This window comes from Flavobacterium sp. GNP001 (genome assembly GCF_054343775.1).
The window spans coordinates 87,691-109,211 of the sequence record NZ_JBTGUX010000001.1; the positions used below are offsets into that span (position 1 = coordinate 87,691).

The following is a 21,521-nucleotide window of genomic DNA, read 5'->3' on the forward strand; positions in this document are numbered from 1 at the left end:
AACTTATTGCTATTTTTGTAACAACCTTAAAATTTAACTAATGAAAAAAACTTTTTTAATAATGGCTATATCATCAGCGGTAGCATCTTTTGGGCAAAATAATACGCCTAAAAAAGTGCAGTATCCAAAGACTAACAAAGGCGAAACAGTAGATGTATATTTTGATACTAAATTGGCCGATCCGTACCGTTGGTTAGAAGATGACAAATCAGCTGAAACAGGAGCTTGGGTAAAAGCTCAAAACGAGGTTACCTACGATTATCTAGGGCAAATTCCTTTTCGTAATGTGATTAAAGCACGTATGGAAAAACTTTGGAACTATGAAAAAATAGGAGCTCCGTTCAAAGAAGGTGCCTATACTTATTACTATAAAAATAACGGATTGCAAAATCAATCGGTTTTGTATCGCAAAGATGCTCAAGGAAAAGAATCTGTTTTTTTAGATCCAAATACTTTTTCTAAAGATGGAACAAGTTCTTTAGGAGGATTAAACTTTTCTAAAGATGGGTCTAAAGTAGCCTATGCTATTTCAGAGGGTGGAAGTGATTGGCGTAAAGTAGTAGTTATGGACGCTGAGACGCAAAAAATTATTGGCGATACCATTGTCGATGTCAAATTTAGTGGTGTTTCTTGGTTAGGAAACGAAGGGTTTTACTATTCTAGTTATGACAAACCAACAGGCAGTGAGTTATCAGCTAAAACAGACCAACACAAATTGTATTTCCATAAATTAGGTACTGCTCAAAAAAGCGATCAAGTGATATTTGGTGCCGATAAAAAACGCCGTTATGTTGGCGGGTATGTTACTGAGGACGATCGTTATTTGGTAATAACTGCAGCCAATTCGACCTACGGAAATGAATTGTACATCAAAGATTTAAGTAATCCTAAAAGTGCTATTGTAACTATCGTAGACAATTTTAAAACAGATAACAATATCATCGAAAACGAAGGTTCGAAGTTGTTTATTGAAACCGATTTAAATGCACCAAACAAACGTATCGTAACTGTTGATGTAAGCAATCCGGTTCCTGCAAATTGGAAGAACTTTATTGCCGAAACTGAAAACGTATTGTCTCCGTCAACTGGCGGTGGCTACTTTTTTGCAAATTATATGCAAGACGCAGTTTCTGTAGTAAAACAATACGATTACAATGGTAAGCTTGTTCGTCAAATAGAATTGCCAGGCGTAGGAACAGCAGGTGGTTTTGGAGGTAAAAAATCAGAACAAAAACTGTATTATTCTTTTACCAATTACATCACGCCAGGTTCAACTTTTTCCTATGATGTAGCAACAGGAGTGTCGCAAGTTTATGAAAAACCAAAAGTAGATTTCAACAGTGATTTGTACGAGTCAAAACAAGTGTTTTACACCTCAAAAGATGGTACAAAAATACCAATGATTATTACGCACAAAAAAGGTTTAAAGCTAGACGGAACCAACCCAACCATGTTGTACGGTTATGGTGGTTTTAATGTGAGTTTAACACCAAGTTTCAGCATTGCGAACGCAGTTTGGATGGAAAACGGCGGTGTTTATGCAGTTCCTAATTTACGTGGTGGTGGCGAATACGGTAAAAAATGGCACGATGCAGGAACCAAAATGCAAAAACAAAATGTATTTGACGATTTTATAGCAGCAGCCGAATATTTAATTGCTCAAAAATATACTTCGCCTAATTATTTAGCTATTCGCGGAGGATCAAACGGAGGATTGCTAGTAGGTGCGACCATGACACAGCGACCAGAGTTAATGAAAGTAGCTTTGCCAGCAGTAGGTGTAATGGATATGTTGCGTTACCATACTTTTACAGCAGGTGCAGGTTGGGCGTATGATTACGGTACATCGCAAGACAGTAAAGAAATGTTCAATTATATCAAAGGATATTCTCCTGTTCATAATGTAAAAAAAGGAATTCAGTATCCTGCAACTATGGTAACAACTGGTGACCATGATGATCGCGTAGTGCCTGCTCATAGTTTTAAGTTTGCTGCCGAATTACAAGAAAAACAAACCGGTAGTAATCCAACTTTAATCCGAATTGACATTAATGCAGGGCATGGAGCTGGAAAATCAGTGGCAGCTACTATTCAAGAAAATGTAGACATACAAGCGTTTACTTTATTTAATATGGGTGTTGTTTTATTGCCTGAGTTAGATTAGTAATCGTTTGATTTGGTGTACAAATCGTTAAATAATTGAAACGCTATTTGAAAGAATAGCGTTTTTTTTATTTCAAAAAAATTAATATAAAACCAAGTATGGCGGTGAATTTAGGTGGTTTTATTATCATAATGTTTTATTAATGCACTCGTATTTATGAAAGGGCTTTCGTAAATTTGAGAAACAACCTTAAAATTTAAAACATCATGACAGTACAAATCAACACAGACAATAATGTAGAAGGACATGCACGCCTAAAATTGTATATTCAGGATGAAGTAGCTACAGCTTTGGCCCGTTTTGAGGATAAAGTAACCCGTCTAGAAGTCCATCTTGGAGACGAAAACAGCGATAAATCAGGAGTGAATGATAAAAGATGCCTAATTGAAGCCCGACCTGTAAACAGTCAACCTTTAGCGGTAACACATCATGCAGAAACTACCGAAAAAGCTTTTCACGGGGCTTTAGATAAAATAAAAAAAGTACTAGGAACTACTTTCGATAAAATGAAAACACACTAATTTTATTTGCTTAGGATAAAAAAAGACACTTTGAGAAAAGTGTCTTTTTTTGTATTATCAGCTAGGGTATCATTTGTTAGATAGCTTCAATTCTCAAGATTTATTTAAAAAGCAAAGCTGCCAAAGCAGGATCTCTCTCGTATACATCTTCATAAAAAAACAAGTTGCCATCAGCATCAACCCAAGAGGTGAAATAACCAATATAAACTGGGATTTTTTCAGGTAAAGTGTACCAATATTCATCACCAGCGGCCATTTTTTCCTCAATTTTCTCCATGTTCCATTTCGGATCGTTTTTCATCAAGGCTTCCGCTAGTTGTTTGGGTTTGGCTACTCGAATACAACCATGACTGAATGCTCTTGATTCGCGAGTAAACAATCCTTTCGAGGGCGTGTCGTGCAAATAGATAGCATTCGAATTCGGAAATAAAAACTTTACCAATCCCAAAGAGTTAGATGCTCCTGGTTTTTGTCTGACGGTACCATTGTTCCATTCCATGTTGTGTTTTGCTAAATAGTTCGGATCTTTTTCTATGGCGGGCAAAATTTCGTTTTTAAGTATGCTCGTTGGGACATTCCAATACGGACGAAAAACAATATATCGCATAGGCGCGCTAAAAATAACTGTCTTGTTCAATGCTTTTCCTACTACAACTTTCGACTTTAGTTCCGCTTGCCCGTTTCTAAAAAAAGTGAGTTCATAGGCCGGAATATTCACCACCACCAATTCTTTTGATTTGGTAATGTCGTTTGATACCCATCTGCAACGTTCCATGTTGAGCATAATGGTTTTGATGCGTTCTTGCACGGGAATATTCATGCTTTTTATATGTTCAGGTAGGATGGTTTTATTCCATGCATTTCCGTGTCTTTTTTTGTACTGTAAAACACCTTTTTCTAATTCTTCATCATAAATAGCACTTTTAGAATCTTTTTCTAAATCGTTGGTGATAAAAAGTCGGGTGCGAATTTGGGCAATCACTTGTGCGCTATCACCGGGTTGGTATTTTTTTACAAGAGAATCAACCGTGATTTTTGACCAACCACCTTTTGTTTCTATTGCTCTATAATTAGCCAATGCTTTCTTGAGTAAAAAATATTGTTTAAGTAGGCCTTTTTCTTCCTTGTGAATTAGGGATGGATTGATCAAAAGCGAATCCAAATAGGCATCATACGATTGTTTTTTTCTGGGCAAAAACCATCCTAAATCTCTGGTTTTTTCGGGTGCTATCCCATCATAAACTTTGTCAACATAAAAGAAAAATAATGCCGAGTTGAGCAATTCAGTTTCAACACTCGCTTTTTTATATTTTTTTGGATCTTTAAAAATAGCATCGAATTTTTCTTGGTAAGGTATTTTGGCTTCTACACCTTCTTGATTGATGGTGTTCACTTTATTGTACAAAACGCCAGCAAATTCATTTATACCATCTTTATCAAACCAAATATAATGGAATTGGCGCTTGCGATACAATTCCTCCACTTTTGTCTGATAGGTTTTCAGGTCGGGATACGATTCAAAAAATGGAGCAATTTGTGTGCTATCAAAGGATACTTCTAAATAGTTAGTAGGAGTATTTTTAACTTGAGAGATGGTTGGACTTTTATCTTTTTTACAAGAAACAATTGTTAAAGAGATGAGAATCAAAAAAGCAGCGTATAATTTTCTCATAGTTTTTGGTTTTGAAATTCTAGTGGTTTACGGCAATACAAAAATACATGAAAAAGAGGCTCTTAAATTATCCTCTTGATTGTGTAAAGCAGAGCTTTACCCTTTCGTGTTAAAAAATCATTGTTCCGCAACGGCGTAATAAAAATAATAAATTATTGATATTTAGGGTTTTGTATTTCTTTTATTTTTAAAAAACAAATAATAAGAGTATATTTAACAATCTAATATCTGTAAATTATACAATAATTATAGTATTCACATGTAAACCGTATCGGGTTCAGTAGGCGTAATTTTACCAAAAATAAAAAGGAGTTTTTTTATTAAAAATCCGGTTTAAAATTTGGCAATTGTTCAACATCTATTGATAGTAGCTTCAGAAATTAATCCGCTTTAAAGTCGCTTTTTTCCCTTTTTTTAAATCAGAATAAAATGCCTATGTTTACTATTTGGTCACCCATTCGAAATTTTTTGAACCGTTTGACTCCAAAAAAAATCCTCAAATATTTGGGTATTTTGGCATTGGCGTTTGTAACTACCTCGTTGCTAATTTGTGTTGGTTTTTCGGTTTATTTTGACAGTAATAAAGCGCAAATAGTACAGCAAATTAATGAACAAATCAACGAAAATTGTTCGGGTTCAGTCGTGATAAAGGATGTTAACTATGCGTTTTTTCAAGGTTTTCCCAATATGACTTTGGCGTTAAGCCAAGTACAAGTCAAAGATAGTTTATGGCCATTACACAAGCGTACCTTGCTGCAAGCAGAGCGTATTAAGTTGCGCGTAAATGTTTTAAAGCTGTTGGGTAACGAATTGTTTATTGATAAAATTGAGGTTCAAAATGCGAATTTGCACGTGTTTAAATCAAAAAATGGAGTCGTAAATACTTCCATTTTTAAAAGTAAAAAAGACAAAACCCAATCTAAAAGTTCCACTGATACAGCGGTTAAAGAAATTATTTTTAAAAATGTCCGCTTGATTTCTGAAAACCAAAAAGGGAAGAAATTATTCGATTTTGATGTAGAATACCTCAAAGGCAATTTTACTTTTGATGGTTACAATTGGCAGTCGAAGGTTACCATAAAAACAATGGCCAATAGTATGGCTTTCAATACACAAAGAGGAAGTTTTGTTCAGAACAAAGTAATTCAGACAGTACTGAAAGCGAATTATCACGCACTAAGTAAAAAGATTTCTGTGAAGGCTGATGAACTTTTCATCGGTGCCGATGTGTTTGCCGTTCAGGCACATTTTGGTATTCAAGAAGAGGAAGCTCCGTTTGATATTAGTATTCAAACCAATATTTTATGGCGCAATGCAGCTGCTATTTTGAGCGGAAATATCAAAAAACGTTTGGATCAGTTCGATCTCCAAAAACCATTGCAAGTGCGTTGTTCTATTATTGGCGATTTGAATACAATGGGTGATCCTGAAATCGTGGTGCTTGCGCGCGTGAAAAATGATAGGCTAATTATTCCTGATGGGATAATCACAAATTGTTCGTTTACGGGTCAATTTACCAATAATTTCAAAAAAGGTTTGGGTATCAATGACCCAAATTCAGCAATACGCCTCACCAATTTTGCAGGCCAATACAAAACTATTCCGTTCCGAATTCCTCACGGTGTAATTGCTAATTTCGAAAAAACTATCGCTACCGGAAATTTTCGTGCCAATTTTAAGATGCAGCGCCTCAATAAATTAATCGATAAAGAAATATTGTATTTTACGGGTGGAGATGCTGACGTCAAATTAGATTTTAAGTTTGATGTGGCGAGTCTAAAAATTAAGAAACCCCAGTTTAAAGGTCGCGTTTTTGTAAAAGAGGCACTGCTGAACTACGGTCCAAAAAATTTTGCTTTCCTAAAAACCAATATAGAGCTCGATTTTACAGACAAAGCATTATTGCTCAAAAATATTAGTTTTAAAAATGCAAAAAGTGCTGTTTTTATGGAAGGTAAAATAGATAATTTCATGACTTTGTATTACGACAGTCCCCAAAAAATGATTGTCAATTGGCAAGTATACGCTCCGTATTTAGATGTGAAACAATTTGTAGGAGCGATAACAAGTGGCAATGGGAAACAAGCAAAGGCGGTTGCTGTAGCAGATCCTTTTTCGGCAAAAATATACGATGCCATTCATAAATCGCAAGTAATAATGGATGTTAAGGCCGATAAAATTAACTACGACAAATGGAACGCATCGCGAGTATTGGCTTCAGTAGCATTAATTAATGATTCGTTTATTGTGCAAAAAGCCAAGCTCGAAACTTGCGGAGGTCGTATTGAAGTAGCCGGAAAGTTGAGTCGCGAGAATAAGAATTTTAAAGTAGCTTCCAACCTAAAATTAAGTCGCATCAACGTAACTCAGTTTTTAACAGCTATGGATAATTTCGGAATCAAATCTTTTCAACCTGCTAATATCGAGGGAACGCTTAATGCCACTGCTGATGTCAATGGTATGTTGATGGCTGGTGGCGCACTAAAAACCCAATCACTCGCTGGTAATGTTAATTTCAAATTGTCTGACGGGGCTTTGATCAATTTTAAACCTATAACGGCGGTAGCCAAATTTGCTTTTCCGTTTCGAAATGTCAACAATATTGTTTTGAGTGATTTGGTTGGCGATTTTAAAATTAATGATGGTAGGGTGGGAATCAAAAAATTTAAAGTGAGTTCAAACGTTTTAAATTTTGATGTAAATGGCGTATATTCGTTTCAACGGGGGACGAATTTGGCCATGACCATTCCGCTCCGAAATCCTAGAAAAGACACACTAATTTCCGATGAGGAAAAACGTTTGGCCAAGCGATACAAAGGTTTGGTATTGCATCTTTTGGCGCAAGATGTCGATGGGAAAATTAAGATTAAATGGAATAAAAATCACGAATAAACAACAATCAGATGCGCTTTAAATTACTATTACCCTTCATGTTCTTGATGGTTTTGGGATGTAAAACCAATATTTCATCTTCAACAAATGTAACGACTGAGGTCAATCAAGTTTTAGACAATTGGCATCAAGCAGCAGCAAAGGCTAACTTTACGGATTATTTTGATGCTCTAGCCGAGGATGCGGTTTTTATTGGCACTGATGCGACTGAAAATTGGAACAAAAAAGATTTTCAAGCCTATGCCAAACCACATTTTGACAAAGGAAAGGCGTGGAGTTTTACCGCTGTTGAGCGTCATGTTTTTTTTGATGCGAGAGGAAATCTAGCTTGGTTTGACGAATTATTAAACACGCAAATGAAAATTTGCAGAGGCTCAGGAGTTTTGATTAAAGTGGATGGGAAATGGAAAATAAAACAATACGTTTTGTCAATGACGGTGCCTAATGAACATTCTAACGTGGTGATTCAAGCCAAATCAGCTACCGAAGATGCCCTTTTGAAAACATTGCAATCCAAAAAAGACAAATAGTTCAGTTATATTTCCTTAATTTTGCCAGCTGAGACCGTCAAGTCGAACGGTACGAAGCATAAATATTTTAAGAAAAGTGGGAAGCAAAAATAAATTAAAGAGATTTAAGGAAAACGAAACATTCAACAATGTTTTTCAACCAACTAGAGAAGAAGTGGTAGGCGATTTATTTCCGTTGAAAGGAAAATGGAATACCGACTTTTTCAAAAACGATAATCCTTTGGTACTCGAGTTAGGTTGCGGAAAAGGGGAATACTCTGTTGGCTTGGCTGAACGTTACCCAAACAAAAATTTCATCGGAATTGATATCAAAGGCGCGCGTTTTTGGCGTGGTGCGAAAACAGCTGTTGAAACAGGTTTGTACAATGTAGCCTTCATCCGAACTCAAATTGAGTTGATCAATCATATTTTTGCCGAAAACGAAGTTGATGAAATTTGGATTACTTTTCCAGATCCACAAATCAAATACAAGCGTACGAAACACAGAATGACAAATTCACAGTTCTTACAATTGTATAAAAAAATCCTCAAAAAAGACGGAGTTGTAAACTTAAAAACGGATAGTGAATTCATGCACGGATACACCTTAGGATTGCTACATGGCGAAGGTCACGAGGTTTTGTATGCTAATCACAATGTGTACAGAAATGAAGGAAGTCCGGAAGAAGTTACCGCTTTTCAGACCTTCTACGAGAAACAATACTTAGAAATTAATAAAGCAATTACCTATATTCGATTCAGAATCAAAGAATAGTCTTATATTTGACTTCGATTTTGAATCTCTTTTTGTGCCTATGAATTTAATCACTTCCTTATTTTTGGGTTTTATAACCGCTTTCGTAGGTATTACTCCTCCCGGTTTAATCAACATGACGGCGGCAAAAGTGAACCTGAAAGAAGGAAAAAGCAGTGCTTATTGGTTTGTTCTTGGCGCGGTGATCATCATTTTTTTTCAGGCATCTTTAGCTATTTTTTTTGCACGATTTATTAAAGAACGCCCAGATGTGGTTGTGCTATTGCGCGAAGTAGGGTTTGGGATTTTTGCTGTGCTTACGGTTTATTTTTTGTTCATTGCCAAAAAGCCAGTCAAAAAGGTGGGAAGCATCAAAAAACGAAGTACTTCCACTCGTTTTTTTCTCGGTATGTTACTTTCGGTGCTCAATTTCTTCCCCATTCCGTACTACGTTTTTGTTAGTATTACCCTGGCATCTTACAATCTTTTTTACTTTGAGGCGACTCATGTTTTTACTTTTGTGGCGGGTGTAGTTTCGGGTTCTTTTTTGGTGTTTTATTTTTACATTACTTTTTTTCAAAAAATCCAAAACAAGACTGATTTCTTGATGCGCAACATGAACGGAATCATCGGTACAATCACTGGTTTAATAGCGCTTTTTACACTCGTAAATATTGTTCGGTATTACTTTGGTTAAACTATTTTTTTAGCAATCAAAAGCATGGCAAACGAAAATTTTTTTGAAAGAGTTTACGACGTAGTTCGGCAAATTCCATACGGAAAAGTCACTTCCTACGGCGCCATTGCCAGAGCCTTAGGTTCAGCACAATCATCTCGAATGGTAGGTTGGGCCATGAATGCTTCGCATACTTTGGAAGATGTGCCTGCGCATCGCGTCGTGAACAGAAACGGTTTGCTTACAGGCAAAATGCATTTTGATGGTTCTAACTTAATGCAACAATTGTTAGAAAACGAAGGTATTGAAGTACGCGACAACCAAATCGTTGATTTTGAAGCTCATTTCTGGACGCCAACAATCCGAACAGAAGAATAATTTCTGGCATAACTCCCTCATAGCACGCACTAATGTACGCATCAATAAATGCGATACAAATCCTTTAAAATAAGAACTTTTCATGCTATATTTGCAATCTGAAATCAGTTTAAATAAAGATAATGTTCTGGTATGCAAATGCCAATAGAAAACAGCGAATTAGAAATGAAATTAGATAGAAAAGAAATTCTTAAAGCGTTAGAGACCATTACCATTGCCGGCGAAGGTAAAAACATGGTTGAAAGTGGTGCTATTACCAATGTTATCACTTTTGGAGATGAGGTTGTTGTTGATTTAGTATTGCACACGCCTGCAATGCACATTAAAAAACGAGCCGAAGACGATATTAAAAAAACAATCCTAGAAAAAGTTTCGGCCCAAGCCAAAGTTAAAATCAACACCAAAGTTGAGGTAGCGGATAAGCCTGAAATTAAAGGAAAATCAATTCCTGGAATCAAAAATATTATTGCAGTAGCTTCAGGAAAAGGTGGAGTAGGAAAATCTACTGTAACCGCAAACCTGGCTGTAACGCTTGCTAAAATGGGCTTTTCGGTAGGTGTTCTTGATGCTGATATCTACGGACCTTCGATGCCAATTATGTTTGATGTCGAAAGTGAAAAACCAGTTTCAGTAACGGTTGATGGTAAATCAAAAATGAAACCAATCGAAAGTTATGAAGTAAAAATACTTTCTATTGGATTCTTTACTTCTCCAAGTCAAGCCGTAATTTGGAGAGGACCAATGGCTTCAAAAGCATTAAACCAAATGATTTTTGATGCTGATTGGGGAGAATTAGACTTTATGTTACTTGATTTACCTCCAGGAACAGGTGATATCCACCTTTCTATCGTACAATCTTTGCCAATTACAGGAGCAGTAGTCGTGAGTACGCCGCAAGCAGTAGCTTTGGCCGATGCTAAAAAAGGAGTTTCTATGTTCATGTCAGAAGCGATCAATGTTCCGGTTTTAGGAATTATCGAAAACATGGCGTATTTCACACCAGCTGAATTGCCAGATAACAAATACTATATTTTTGGTCAAGAAGGAGCTAAAAACCTTGCTGACGATTTAGGAGTGCCATTTTTAGGTGAAATCCCAATCGTACAATCTATTCGTGAAGCAGGTGATTACGGACGCCCAGCGGCCATGCAAATCGCTTCACCGGTTGAAAATATTTTTGACGAAGTGACTCGTAACGTAGTGCGCGAAGTAGTAGCAAGAAACGAAAGTTTACCACCAACTGAGGCAGTAAAAATTACAACAATGGCAGGTTGTTCTGCTGTAAAAAAATAAAATTAGAAACTTTTGAAAATGATTTTCAATCTTTCAATTTTCTAATCTTACAATCTTTAAATAAAGAAAATGACAACAGAAGAATTAACAATTGAAGTTCAAAAAGCGCTCGAGGAAATTAGACCTTTTTTAAATTCCGATGGTGGCGATATTACACTTATTTCTATCGAAGATGACAAGCATGTAAAAGTCCGTCTTGAAGGTGCTTGTACCGCATGCAGTGTCAATCAAATGACTTTGCGCGCCGGCGTTGAAACTACAATCAAAAAATTTGCACCGCAAATAGAAACAGTTGTCAATATTTTATAGAGGCATTTGGGCGTAACCCTTTTATAAAAATAGGCCAACGGTAATTGTACTGAAAGGCCTATTTTTATAAAAAGGTCAGGCTGTTCGCTGTATCTTTTATTGCGCAGGCTCCATAAAAGGATGCCGCTGCCATCCTTTACGCGAACCCCAATACCAATCAAAATTTGTAAAACACACACAAAACCAATAACATGGACGTATTAATCAAAATCAAAGATAGAGAAGGAGTTGTTCACGAACTACAAGCACCAACAGATATGGCAATGAATATCATGGAGCTTTGTAAAGCCTACGAATTGCCAGTTGAAGGAACTTGCGGTGGTATGGCCATGTGTGCTTCTTGCCAATGCTACGTTTTGAACGAAGTGCCTTTGCCAGAAATGGGCGATGATGAAGAAGCCATGTTATCCGAAGCGTTTTACGTAAAATCAAACAGCCGTTTGGGTTGTCAAATTCCAATTACAGAGGACTTAGAGGGATTAGAACTCGAATTGGCACCAGAATATTAAGAGAAAGCAAAATTTAAGGTATAGCCTCAAAATATGTAAAAATATTTTGAGGCTTTTTTTATTCAATTGAAAGAGATATATTCGTACAATATTTTTTGATTTTCAATTTCTAATAACCGCTATGGAGCTTCCCAGTTATTCGCCAGGATTGCATAAACTAGTAACATTAAGCGTTCCTGACGCATCTAAGCTCACTAATAGCGCCGGTTTCATGGCTTTTACTGATGCTGTTTTGCAACATCACGCCCTTGAAAAAGTAGGAGCTGTGGTGCATAATTTCGAGAACGATAGTTTTACCATAGCCGTTTGTCTCAAAGAATCTCACATTTGTATTCATACTTGGCCCGAATTCAATCAACTTACTCTTGATGTGTATTTGTGTAATTATCTGCAGGATAATACCCAAAAAGTCAAAGCAGTAATGGCGCAGTATGTGGAATATTTTCAAGGAATTGTTTTAAAAGACTTCGAAATTAATAGATAATAGTATGGAGGTTACTTGTAGCAATTGCAACCATACCACTAAGTTGGATTTGAATTTTGATGTCAACATATACGCATGTACCAATTGCGTTTACGTGTATCAAGACCGAGATGGTTTGCGATTTAGAGACCAACTAAGACCTTTTGTTTTTGATGAACATTTGGAGGTAGGTCAAATAGGTGTTTTTAATGATAAGGAGTACACTGTTACGGGTTTACTGATTAAAGAATACGATGGTTTTGCTTGGGGAGAGTACCAGTTGCAAAGCAAAGATGATTTTGCTTATTTATCTGAAGCTGCAGGTCATTGGATTTGGCTTGAAGAAATTCAGTTGGATACCAAGGTTGGCAACCATCCAAGAACAGTCGACTTTGAAGATTTAAGCTATAGCTGTTATTCGTATTCGTATCCAAAACTGAGAGCCGCTCGTGGTTTTTTTGATTTTGATATCTTCGAAAAGGCCGAGTTGATCGAGTATATCAATCCACCTTTTCTTTTGTCCTTTGAACGAAAATCAAATGTACAAACTGCCTACAAAGGCGAGCACATCAAAAAATCAGTAGTCAAAAAAGCTTTTGATAACCCGACATTACCTAGTAAAGTAGGAGTAGGTTTGGTGCAACCGTTCCTAATTGATTTGCGTCAATTGGCGATCACTTTTTGTGTCGTGGCGCTTTTAATTATCATCTCCAATTGGTATTTCAATAAAGACCGAGTGGCAGCCAATGTCCTCGATACACAGTTGCCTTTGGCTAGCGCTATAACTAAAGATTTTGTTAGTCCAAGTTTTACCCTTCAAGGTAGTGCGGCGCCGCTTTCGGTCGAATTGTATGCACCCGTAAGTAATTCGTGGGTGAATGTACAAGTAGCTTTGGTCAACGAAAAAACAGGCGATGAGGTTTACGCCAGCAAAGACATTGAATACTATTCTGGCTATACCGAAGGTGAGTCCTGGTCCGAAGGTTCAAATAGCGAGAGTTTTAATTTATGTGGTGTGCCTGCTGGAAAATACCATTTAACAATCAGCTCCATGAAGGCTCCTGAAGATGTAACTAGCGATTTTATTAAAGTGAAAGCAGTTTGGAGCGAACCTTCATCACGCAACATCTGGATTGTGTTAATTTGCATGATTGTGGTTTTGGTTGGCTTATTTTACTTAGAACGCAATTTCGAAGAACGCCGCTGGGCAGAAAGTAGTTACTCTGATTACAACTCATAAAGCATGGAAAATATACTAAACTACATTAAAAATAACTACCTGTCATTGGGTATTGGTTTGTTTTTTTACCTCTTGTTTGTGTACTACAATACCTCAGGAAGTCAGTTGTGTGATTGCGAAACAACCGAAAAATACAAACCCGAGTCAAATGCACGCGGGAGCATTAACCGTTTTTATCATAAATAACTTTTAAAATTTCAACCTATGGACTTTCTTACATCAAAACCTATTTTAAACTCTTTGGTATTCTCGCTTTTAGGAATTGTAATTCTTTTGATTGCTTATTTCATCATCGAGAAACTAACTCCTGAAAATACTTGGAAAGAAATTACCGAAAAGAATAATACAGCCGTTGCCATTGTATTTGGTGCGCTTATTATTGGTTTCTCTATGATTATTAGTGCCGCAATTCATGGGTAAAAAAATTTTAAAATTTGAATATTTACTTCTTTTTGCTGTTTTTACTATCGCAACCTGCGGACTGGTTTATGAACTTGTGGCCGGTACTTTGGCGAGTTATTTGCTTGGCGATTCGGTAAAACAATTTTCGTTCATAATTGGGGTGTACTTATTTGCAATGGGAGTGGGTTCTTATTTTGCGAAGTTTTTAACCAAAAACATGCTCAATACCTTCGTTGAAATCGAAATTCTCGTGGGTCTTATTGGCGGTTTGAGTTCGGTAGCGCTTTTTTTATTGTTCGAAAGTGTATATTCTTTTCAGCTCATTTTGTACTTGTTGGTTTTTATCACGGGTTGTTTGGTTGGACTCGAAATTCCGCTTTTAATGAATATCCTCAAAGATAAAGTGGCATTTAGAGATTTAGTATCCAATGTTTTTACTTTTGATTACATCGGAGCGCTTTTGGCTTCTATTTTATTTCCGCTGGTATTGGTTCCTAAATTGGGAATTATGGGCACGTCTTTGTTCTTCGGAATGATCAATATCAGTATTGCTATTGTATTGTGTTTTAGTTTAAAGAAAGATCTTAAAAATGTGTATTTATTGCGATTTAAAGCTATTGGTGCTTTTGTAACTTTGGTTGTAGTCGCTTTTTTTTCTGATTCGATTTTGTCTTACACAGAAGGCAATTTGTACGGCGAAAATATCATTTACTCCAACACAACGCCTTACCAACGCATTGTGCTAACGCATAATAAAAGTGATTACCGCTTGTATTTGAACAACAATTTGCAATTCAGTTCTAAAGATGAGTACCGCTATCATGAAGCCTTAGTGCATCCTGCAATGGCTATGGCTAAAAATGCCAAAAAAATTTTAGTTCTGGGTGGTGGCGATGGACTTGCGGTACGCGAAATTTTAAAATACCCTGAAGTTCAAAAAATTACGCTGGTAGATTTAGATGAGGGCATGACTAAATTATTTAAAACCAATACTATTTTGACTGGTTTTAATGAAAATGCACTAAACAACCAAAAGGTACAGGTCTTGAATCAAGACGCTTTTGTCTGGGCTAAAAGTACGCAATCAAAGTTTGATGTCGTGGTGATTGATTTCCCGGATCCGTCTAATTACAGCTTGGGTAAATTATATTCTTTGAACTTTTACAATACCATAAAATCGATTTTGGCTAAAGATGCGGTATTTGTGGTGCAAACTACTTCTCCGTTTTTTGCCCCAAAGTCTTTTTGGTGTATCAATAAAACCTTGGCCGAAACTTTTCCGCAGGTTGATGCTTACCATGCGTATGTCCCTTCGTTTGGCGAATGGGGATTCTCTATTGCAATTAACAGTTTCGAAACTACTTTTAATACCGTGAACAGACGAGCTGAAAAGCTGCGTTTTTACAATTACCAGTTCGACCAATTCAATTATTTTGCGAAAGATATGATTTCAAATGAAGTCGAGATTAATCGTTTAGACAACCAAATCTTAGTACGCTATTTTGATGAAGAGTGGGGAAAATTATAAGTTCTCGAGGCGATTTTTTTTAAAATCAGCTGCGGCAGCAGTATTGATTACTCCCTTTTTGCAAGCGTGTAAAGAGAAGGCATTGTCAGTTATATTTCGAATCACAGGCACCAATCATATTTTAGGGCACCGCTTACGCACCAAGAATTTCCCTAAGGTAAGCGAACAATTAAAAGTAAAATACCTTATTGTTGGAGGAGGGATTTCTGGTTTGAGTGCCGCGCGAGAATTCACCAAACGAGGCGAAACTGATTTTTTACTCGTTGAACTTGAAAAAGAAGTAGGAGGCAATTCATCAAACGGCGAAAATCAATATTCAAAATTTCCTTTGGGAGCGCATTATTTGCCTTTGCCTAATAAATCAGATACTAAATTGCTGCAGTTTTTGCAGGAAGAAAATATTATTCAGGGTTACGACTCTCAAGGTTTCCCTGTTTTTGATGAGGCTCAGTTGACATTTGCCCCGAGCGAACGTTTGTTTTACCGCAACAGTTGGCAAGAAGGATTGCTGCCGCGAATTGGGAATACGTCAAAGGATGAAGCGCAAATGCAGCGTTTTTTTGAGCAAATGGAAAAGTTTCGACTTACTAAAGGTGCAGATGGAAAATATCTTTTTGATATCCCTTTAGTGAAGTCCTCGACTGATGGTAAGACACGCGCGCTTGATCTAATTACTATGGCTGAGTGGTGCAATCAACAGGAATTTACTTCGCCTTTACTTTTAGAATATATTAATTATTGTTGTCGAGACGATTTTGGTTTGGGTACCGAATTTGTATCTGCTTGGGCTGGAATTCATTACTTCGCAGGGCGAAAACACGACAGTACTCCCAATGGCGCTGATACTGTTTTGACTTGGCCCGAAGGCAATGCCCGATTGGCGCAACACTTGAAAAAATATGTTAAGGGGAAAAGTTTACAATCGCATTTGGTATACGAAATAACTCCAGATGATAATGACGTTCGAGTTGCGGTTTTTGATGCTGTAAACAATAAATCGATTCAAATTACAGCCGAAAAAGTCATTATGGCTTGTCCGCAATTTGTCAATCAATACTTGCTTCCTGAACGTAAAAAATTGGCTCAAGATTTTCATTATGCACCGTGGTTGTTGGCTACTTTGGTAGTGACTGATTTGGGTGATAATGGCAGTTATCCTTTGTGTTGGGATAATGTTATTCAGGGTGCCAAAGGCTTGGGCTATATTTACGACCAACAACAATCTGTTCAGCAAGTGCATGCTAAAAAAGTGATTACTTATTACTATAGTTTTTCAAGTGATAGTTGCTCCAAAAGCCGAAAGGAGTTGTATTATAAAAACAAGGAACATTGGAAAAAATTAGTTTTTGATGATTTGCGTCTGGCTCATCCTGATATCGAATCGAAAACAGAGGAAATTAATGTGCACTTGTTAGGTCACGGAATGATTAGTCCGGTTCCGGGATTTATTTTTGGCAAAGCCAAAGCAGAAGCGGCGATAGCTATAGATAATCGTATTTTCTTTGCTCATTCTGATCTGGCCGGAATTTCTATTTTTGAAGAAGCGTTTCACCAAGGCATTCATGCCGTAAATAAAGTACTCGATGCGTCAACCTTGGATACATAAGCCACTTACGGATGGCGTTTTTATATTGGCTCCAGCTTTTTTTGTATCGTTGTTGGTCATTATTTTTCATGATTCCTTCCGAGTTGTTGAGGATCAATATTCTTTTTACACCTGGCTTTTTTTGATTGTTTTTATAGATGTGGCGCACGTTTATGCCACACTTTTTAAAACGTATTTTGTTCCTGATGCTTTCAAGGCGCAACGTACGTTGTTGCTGGTTTTACCTTTAGTGTGTTTTTTGATTGGGATGCTGCTTTTTAGTTTTGGTAGTACTGTTTTTTGGTCGTGTTTGGCCTACATCGCGGTGTTTCATTTTATCAGACAACAGTATGGTTTCATGCGGCTGTATTCACGATTAGAAGTTAAAACAAAGTGGACTGTGTTTTTTGATAATTTGTTTATTTACACGGCAACGGTGTACCCGATGTTGTATTGGTTTTTATCAAGTCCGCGTGCTTTTACATGGTTTACAGAATATGATTTTTTTAGAGTAGAAAACAGTTTCGCTCTCGAAGTTTTGGGATGGATTTATGGCTTTGTGCTTATGTTATATGGCCTTCGAACGGTTTACCAGGCCTACAAACAAAAGTTTTTTAATCTTCCAAAAAATGCCATTATTGTAGGTACATTTTTATCTTGGTATTTAGGAATTGTGTATTACAACAATGATCTCATTTTTACTTTACTTAATGTAGTAGCACACGGAATTCCCTACATGGCGCTTATTTATCTTAACGAAATACATCTTAAGAAAAGCCGAGGGTCTGGAATTGTAGCTTTTGTCAAAGGTGGTAAAGGTTGGCTAGTTTTTATTGGAGTACTATTGTTGATAGCCTTTTCAGAAGAATATTTATGGGAAGTTTTAGTTTGGCAGGAACATTTTTCGAGTCCTAGTTTAGATATGGCGCAATGGCAAATTTTAATCGTTCCTTTGTTAACGGTACCGCAATTTACCCATTATCTGTTAGACGGGTTCATTTGGAAATCCAATAAATAAATTCCAAAAAAAAGTCCTGATATTTCAGGACTTTTTGCATTATTTTATGTTGTCATCAAGTGTTCGACTTGTAGTTGCTCTTCGATGGCATCCCAAAGCCCGATGCGTTTTTCTAATGCTTGCTTTGAAACTTCTTCAACATCTGACCATTTTTGCGCATCATTACCACACAATTCTGTGATCATTGTCATAGCCATTGGTCCGTGTTCGTCAGCATCAAGTTCAATATGTCTTTCAAAATAATAAATGAGTTTGCTTAAGTCTGTTTCAGGGAAGTTAGCTTGAAAATTTCTCAAGATTTCAGTAAACATACTCGGAATCAAATCTTCTCTTCCGAAAGTAAAAGCTGCTGCAATTTCGTGCGCTTTTCCTTCTTCGATTACTCTGAAAGTAAAATCTAAAAATGCTTTTATGTTGGAGTGAAGATTACTTGTTTTAATCGCAACAAAAATGTTTTTTAACGAATCTACTTCTTGTAAAAAGGCTTTGATGCCATCTGTGTCTGCTTGGCATGCTTGCATTGCTTCAATGTACATTTCGTAATGGCTAGAACGTTTTCCGTCTAATGTCAAATCAGACTCTTCCGCCAAAACGATTTCATTGATTAAATATCTTGTCTCCGGATTTGGTGTAGCAAACCAAGGTGTGGTGGTACAAGTTAGTTTAGATTGTAATGCCTTTAAAAGCGACATAAAGTCCCAAACTGCGTAAACATGGTTTTCTAGAAAACATTGTAAATCGGCAATTGTTTTTACTTTATTATAGAGCGAATGTTGTAACAATAGTTCTCTTTGGGGCTGAATACTATTGTTGATGGTAGCAATATTCATGTGCAGGATTTTTTCTGTAAAGATAAAAAAGCTTCTTGTTTCCAAGAAGCTTCTATTATCATTTTTAAGTATACTTTAATAAACGTTTACTACTATTTAAATGCTGGAATATCGGTGATATCCATACCGGTAATAAGTAAGTGAATATCGTGTGTTCCTTCGTATGTAATTACAGATTCTAAGTTCATCATGTGGCGCATGATAGAGTATTCACCAGTAATTCCCATTCCTCCTAAAATTTGTCTGGCTTCACGAGCTATATTGATAGCCATTTCAACGTTGTTTCTTTTGGCCATTGAAATTTGTGCTGTAGTAGCTCTTCCTTCGTTTCTTAAAACACCAAGTCTCCAAGTTAGTAATTGTGCTTTGGTGATTTCTGTAATCATTTCGGCCAATTTCTTTTGTTGCAATTGTGTTCCTGCAATCGGTTTGTCAAACTGAATTCTTTCTTTAGCATAACGCAAAGCAGTATCGTAGCAATCCATAGCGGCACCAATGGCACCCCAAGCAATTCCGTAACGAGCCGAGTCTAAGCAACCAAGTGGTGCGCCCAAACCAGATTTATTTGGTAAAAGGTTTTCTTTTGGAACCTTTACGTTGTCAAAAATTAGTTCTCCTGTAGATGACGCGCGAAGTGACCATTTGTTGTGCGTTTCTGGAGTGGTGAATCCTTCCATACCGCGCTCTACAATTAAACCGTGAATTCTGCCTTCTTCATTTTTAGCCCAAACTACAGCAATATCTGCAAACGGAGCATTAGAAATCCACATTTTGGCACCATTTAAAAGGTAATGGTCACCCATGTCCTTGAAGTTGGTTGTCATTCCACCCGGATTAGATCCATGATCAGGTTCGGTCAAGCCAAAACAACCCATGTATTCTCCCGTAGCTAGTTTTGGTAAATACCTCATACGTTGCTCCTCGTTACCGTATTTCCAAATAGGATACATCACTAACGATGATTGTACGGATGAAGTAGAACGAACACCAGAATCTCCGCGCTCAATTTCTTGCATTATCAAACCGTATGAGATTTGGTCTAAACCAGCACCGCCATATTCAACAGGGATGTACGGACCAAAACCACCAATTTCACCCAAACCTTTTATAATTTGTTTCGGGAATTCAGCACGTTGTGCAAAGTCTTCAATAATAGGCGATACTTCTTTTTTAACCCAAGCACGTGCAGAATCGCGCACTAGTTTGTGTTCTTCGGTTAGTAAATCGTCTAAGTTATAATAATCTGGTGATTGAAATAAGTCTGGTTTCATGGTTTAGTACTTTTTATAGCGACAAATTTACATAAAGAAATATAACAAAACCATTAACAATTGTTATATTTTTATAATTTGATACTAATTCGAGATCTAAAAGTACAAACAATGAGTCAAAAGTGTAGAGAAATTTTAAAATTTGGGATTTGTTTAAACGAAGCTTTTTACATCTTTAAATAAAAATCCTTAGTCAAGGCAATGTATTCTGGAGTGTAAATGTGTCTTGCAATTTCGATAATTAATTCGTCAACTGTATAATCAATAGTTTCTTTTCGGCTAAAAGCTAATAAACTACGTTTGATTTCCGTAGTTGGTGTTCCTTTCACATGAGTAATTTTTAAAGGATATAACTCGTATTCATTGGCCAAAGCAATAAAGTTTTCTTCTTCTTTGTAAGGAATGATTACGGAGAATATTCCGTTTTCCGAAAGTAATAAATCGGCGGCCTCAATTAATTCGTCAAAAGGCATCGCATCAGCAAAACGGGCCAAATCACGCTGCTCATTTTCTGTTTTGTAGTCTTCGGTATAAAAGGGAGGATTGGAAACAATTAAATCATACTCATCCTCAGGCTCTTCTACAAATTCATCTAAACCGGCATGATAACAAAATAAGCGATCGCTCCAAGGTGAATTTTCAAAATTATCTGTTGCTTGCTCATAGGCATCTTCATCAATTTCTAAAGCGTCAATTTGCTCTGCGTTGCTTCGTTGCGCAAGCATCAGGGCAATGATTCCAGTTCCAGCACCAATATCTAAAATACTAAAAGGATTATTGATTATAGGAGTCCAAGCGCCAAGAAGAACTCCATCAGTGCCAATTTTCATAGCACAACGGTCTTGCTCAACAGCAAATTGTTTGAATTGGAAATTAGACATGAAAATAAGATAAATTAAACCATTAAGAAATTAAGGGAATTGAGAGAAATACTTAATGAACCTTAATTTCTTAATGGTTCAAAAAATAAATTATAGGTACATTTCAATTAACCCTTCTGGTAAATCCATGATCACTTTTTTGTTTTCACGATCTATTTTAACCAAGAAATGGTCAATCATAGGGATTAAGATTTCAGTTCCTTTATTGAGTACTTCAAAAAGAGGTTGTGCAGTAGTGTCGTTGATTGATTCGATTTTTCCAACAACGCCAAGTCGTTTGTCTTCAACTTCAAAACCAATTACTTCGTGAAAATAGAATTTGTTACCGCTAAGTTTTGGTAACATTTTTAGAGGTAAGTACAAATCGTTACCAACAATAGCATCGGCATCATCCTCAGTATTGACATCTTCGAAACGAATGCGAAGAAAGTCGTTTTTGTGCAGCGAACTGCTTTCAATAAAAAAAGGAACCAAGTGTTTGTTGCATTCAACAAACACTGATTCCAGATTTTCGTATAACTCGGGTTCGTCCGTGTCTAAATAGGCAAGAACTTCTCCTTTGAAACTAAATTTTTTAGCGATTTTACCTAAGTAGAAACAATCTTCTTTACGCATCGTCGCTAGCT

At 36.7% G+C, this 21,521-nt stretch carries 22 protein-coding genes; 17 read left to right on the top strand and 5 right to left on the bottom strand.

Annotation, left to right across the window (positions count from 1 at the left end; genetic code table 11):
• Positions 1 to 61 precede the first annotated feature (61 nt).
• Both ACXX8U_RS00255 and ACXX8U_RS00260 read left to right on the top strand, forming a co-directional pair.
• Positions 62 to 2,164, top strand: a complete 2,103-nt coding sequence (locus ACXX8U_RS00255) for a prolyl oligopeptidase family serine peptidase (protein WP_458566376.1) — start codon at positions 62 to 64, stop codon at positions 2,162 to 2,164.
• 206 nt (positions 2,165 to 2,370) lie between these two features.
• Entirely contained in the window at positions 2,371 to 2,685 is a 315-nt protein-coding gene (locus tag ACXX8U_RS00260; protein ID WP_166135656.1) for an HPF/RaiA family ribosome-associated protein, read from the top strand.
• Between the two features lie 100 nt (positions 2,686 to 2,785).
• On the opposite strand, the gene ACXX8U_RS00265 is transcribed toward ACXX8U_RS00260, so the two are convergent.
• Complete coding sequence (locus ACXX8U_RS00265) at positions 2,786 to 4,357, bottom strand: L,D-transpeptidase family protein (protein WP_458564110.1); 1,572 nt, start codon at positions 4,355 to 4,357, stop codon at positions 2,786 to 2,788.
• 435 nt (positions 4,358 to 4,792) lie between these two features.
• Here ACXX8U_RS00265 and ACXX8U_RS00270 point away from each other — a divergent pair, with 435 nt between their 5' ends.
• The 15 genes from ACXX8U_RS00270 to ACXX8U_RS00340 all read left to right on the top strand — a co-directional run bounded on the left by ACXX8U_RS00270 (position 4,793) and on the right by ACXX8U_RS00340 (position 17,913).
• Positions 4,793 to 7,249: an AsmA family protein gene (locus ACXX8U_RS00270; protein ID WP_458564111.1), complete on the top strand. Its 2,457-nt coding sequence runs from the start codon at positions 4,793 to 4,795 to the stop codon at positions 7,247 to 7,249.
• A gap of 11 nt (positions 7,250 to 7,260) precedes the next feature.
• On the top strand, positions 7,261 to 7,779 hold the full coding sequence (locus tag ACXX8U_RS00275) for a nuclear transport factor 2 family protein (RefSeq protein WP_458564112.1): 519 nt from the start codon (positions 7,261 to 7,263) through the stop codon (positions 7,777 to 7,779).
• A 76-nt stretch (positions 7,780 to 7,855) separates the two neighbouring features.
• Entirely contained in the window at positions 7,856 to 8,533 is a 678-nt protein-coding gene (gene trmB / locus ACXX8U_RS00280; RefSeq protein ID WP_166135669.1) for a tRNA (guanosine(46)-N7)-methyltransferase TrmB, read from the top strand.
• Positions 8,534 to 8,573: 40 nt separating this feature from the next.
• Complete coding sequence (locus tag ACXX8U_RS00285; RefSeq protein ID WP_458564113.1) at positions 8,574 to 9,209, top strand: LysE family transporter; 636 nt, start codon at positions 8,574 to 8,576, stop codon at positions 9,207 to 9,209.
• Between the two features lie 24 nt (positions 9,210 to 9,233).
• Complete coding sequence (locus tag ACXX8U_RS00290) at positions 9,234 to 9,566, top strand: MGMT family protein (RefSeq protein WP_458564114.1); 333 nt, start codon at positions 9,234 to 9,236, stop codon at positions 9,564 to 9,566.
• A 165-nt stretch (positions 9,567 to 9,731) separates the two neighbouring features.
• Positions 9,732 to 10,859 (top strand): Mrp/NBP35 family ATP-binding protein, encoded by a 1,128-nt coding sequence (locus ACXX8U_RS00295; RefSeq protein ID WP_458564115.1) that lies wholly within the window; start codon positions 9,732 to 9,734, stop codon positions 10,857 to 10,859.
• Positions 10,860 to 10,928: 69 nt separating this feature from the next.
• Positions 10,929 to 11,168, top strand: a complete 240-nt coding sequence (locus ACXX8U_RS00300; RefSeq protein ID WP_166135681.1) for a NifU family protein — start codon at positions 10,929 to 10,931, stop codon at positions 11,166 to 11,168.
• 191 nt (positions 11,169 to 11,359) lie between these two features.
• A complete protein-coding gene (locus ACXX8U_RS00305) occupies positions 11,360 to 11,677 on the top strand; it encodes a 2Fe-2S iron-sulfur cluster-binding protein (RefSeq protein ID WP_166135684.1) in 318 nt (105 codons plus the stop codon).
• A gap of 121 nt (positions 11,678 to 11,798) precedes the next feature.
• Complete coding sequence (locus tag ACXX8U_RS00310) at positions 11,799 to 12,161, top strand: S-adenosylmethionine decarboxylase family protein (protein WP_458564116.1); 363 nt, start codon at positions 11,799 to 11,801, stop codon at positions 12,159 to 12,161.
• A gap of 4 nt (positions 12,162 to 12,165) precedes the next feature.
• The gene (locus ACXX8U_RS00315; RefSeq protein ID WP_458564117.1) at positions 12,166 to 13,380 is read left to right on the top strand and encodes a DUF4178 domain-containing protein; all 1,215 of its coding nucleotides are present in this window, start codon (positions 12,166 to 12,168) and stop codon (positions 13,378 to 13,380) included.
• A gap of 3 nt (positions 13,381 to 13,383) precedes the next feature.
• The gene (locus ACXX8U_RS00320; RefSeq protein WP_458564118.1) at positions 13,384 to 13,566 is read left to right on the top strand and encodes a hypothetical protein; all 183 of its coding nucleotides are present in this window, start codon (positions 13,384 to 13,386) and stop codon (positions 13,564 to 13,566) included.
• Positions 13,567 to 13,584: 18 nt separating this feature from the next.
• Positions 13,585 to 13,800: a DUF350 domain-containing protein gene (locus tag ACXX8U_RS00325; RefSeq protein ID WP_166135696.1), complete on the top strand. Its 216-nt coding sequence runs from the start codon at positions 13,585 to 13,587 to the stop codon at positions 13,798 to 13,800.
• The gene (locus tag ACXX8U_RS00330; RefSeq protein ID WP_458564119.1) at positions 13,793 to 15,310 is read left to right on the top strand and encodes a polyamine aminopropyltransferase; all 1,518 of its coding nucleotides are present in this window, start codon (positions 13,793 to 13,795) and stop codon (positions 15,308 to 15,310) included. The genes ACXX8U_RS00325 and ACXX8U_RS00330 overlap by 8 nt, the downstream gene beginning before the upstream one ends.
• Before the next feature lie 82 nt (positions 15,311 to 15,392).
• Complete coding sequence (locus ACXX8U_RS00335) at positions 15,393 to 16,916, top strand: NAD(P)-binding protein (RefSeq protein ID WP_458564120.1); 1,524 nt, start codon at positions 15,393 to 15,395, stop codon at positions 16,914 to 16,916.
• Positions 16,894 to 17,913 carry a hypothetical protein gene (locus ACXX8U_RS00340; protein ID WP_458564121.1) on the top strand — a complete coding sequence of 340 codons (1,020 nt, stop codon included), beginning with the start codon at positions 16,894 to 16,896 and terminating at the stop codon, positions 17,911 to 17,913. The genes ACXX8U_RS00335 and ACXX8U_RS00340 overlap by 23 nt, the downstream gene beginning before the upstream one ends.
• 44 nt (positions 17,914 to 17,957) lie before the next feature.
• Here ACXX8U_RS00340 and ACXX8U_RS00345 read toward each other — a convergent pair whose 3' ends face one another.
• The 4 genes from ACXX8U_RS00345 to rimM all read right to left on the bottom strand — a co-directional run bounded on the left by ACXX8U_RS00345 (position 17,958) and on the right by rimM (position 21,510).
• Complete coding sequence (locus ACXX8U_RS00345) at positions 17,958 to 18,743, bottom strand: DUF3050 domain-containing protein (RefSeq protein WP_458564122.1); 786 nt, start codon at positions 18,741 to 18,743, stop codon at positions 17,958 to 17,960.
• Between the two features lie 92 nt (positions 18,744 to 18,835).
• Positions 18,836 to 20,014: an acyl-CoA dehydrogenase family protein gene (locus tag ACXX8U_RS00350; protein ID WP_458564123.1), complete on the bottom strand. Its 1,179-nt coding sequence runs from the start codon at positions 20,012 to 20,014 to the stop codon at positions 18,836 to 18,838.
• A 167-nt stretch (positions 20,015 to 20,181) separates the two neighbouring features.
• On the bottom strand, positions 20,182 to 20,895 hold the full coding sequence (locus ACXX8U_RS00355) for a tRNA1(Val) (adenine(37)-N6)-methyltransferase (RefSeq protein ID WP_458564124.1): 714 nt from the start codon (positions 20,893 to 20,895) through the stop codon (positions 20,182 to 20,184).
• Positions 20,896 to 20,985: 90 nt separating this feature from the next.
• Positions 20,986 to 21,510 carry a ribosome maturation factor RimM gene (gene rimM / locus ACXX8U_RS00360; RefSeq protein ID WP_458564125.1) on the bottom strand — a complete coding sequence of 175 codons (525 nt, stop codon included), beginning with the start codon at positions 21,508 to 21,510 and terminating at the stop codon, positions 20,986 to 20,988.
• Positions 21,511 to 21,521: the final 11 nt, after the last annotated feature.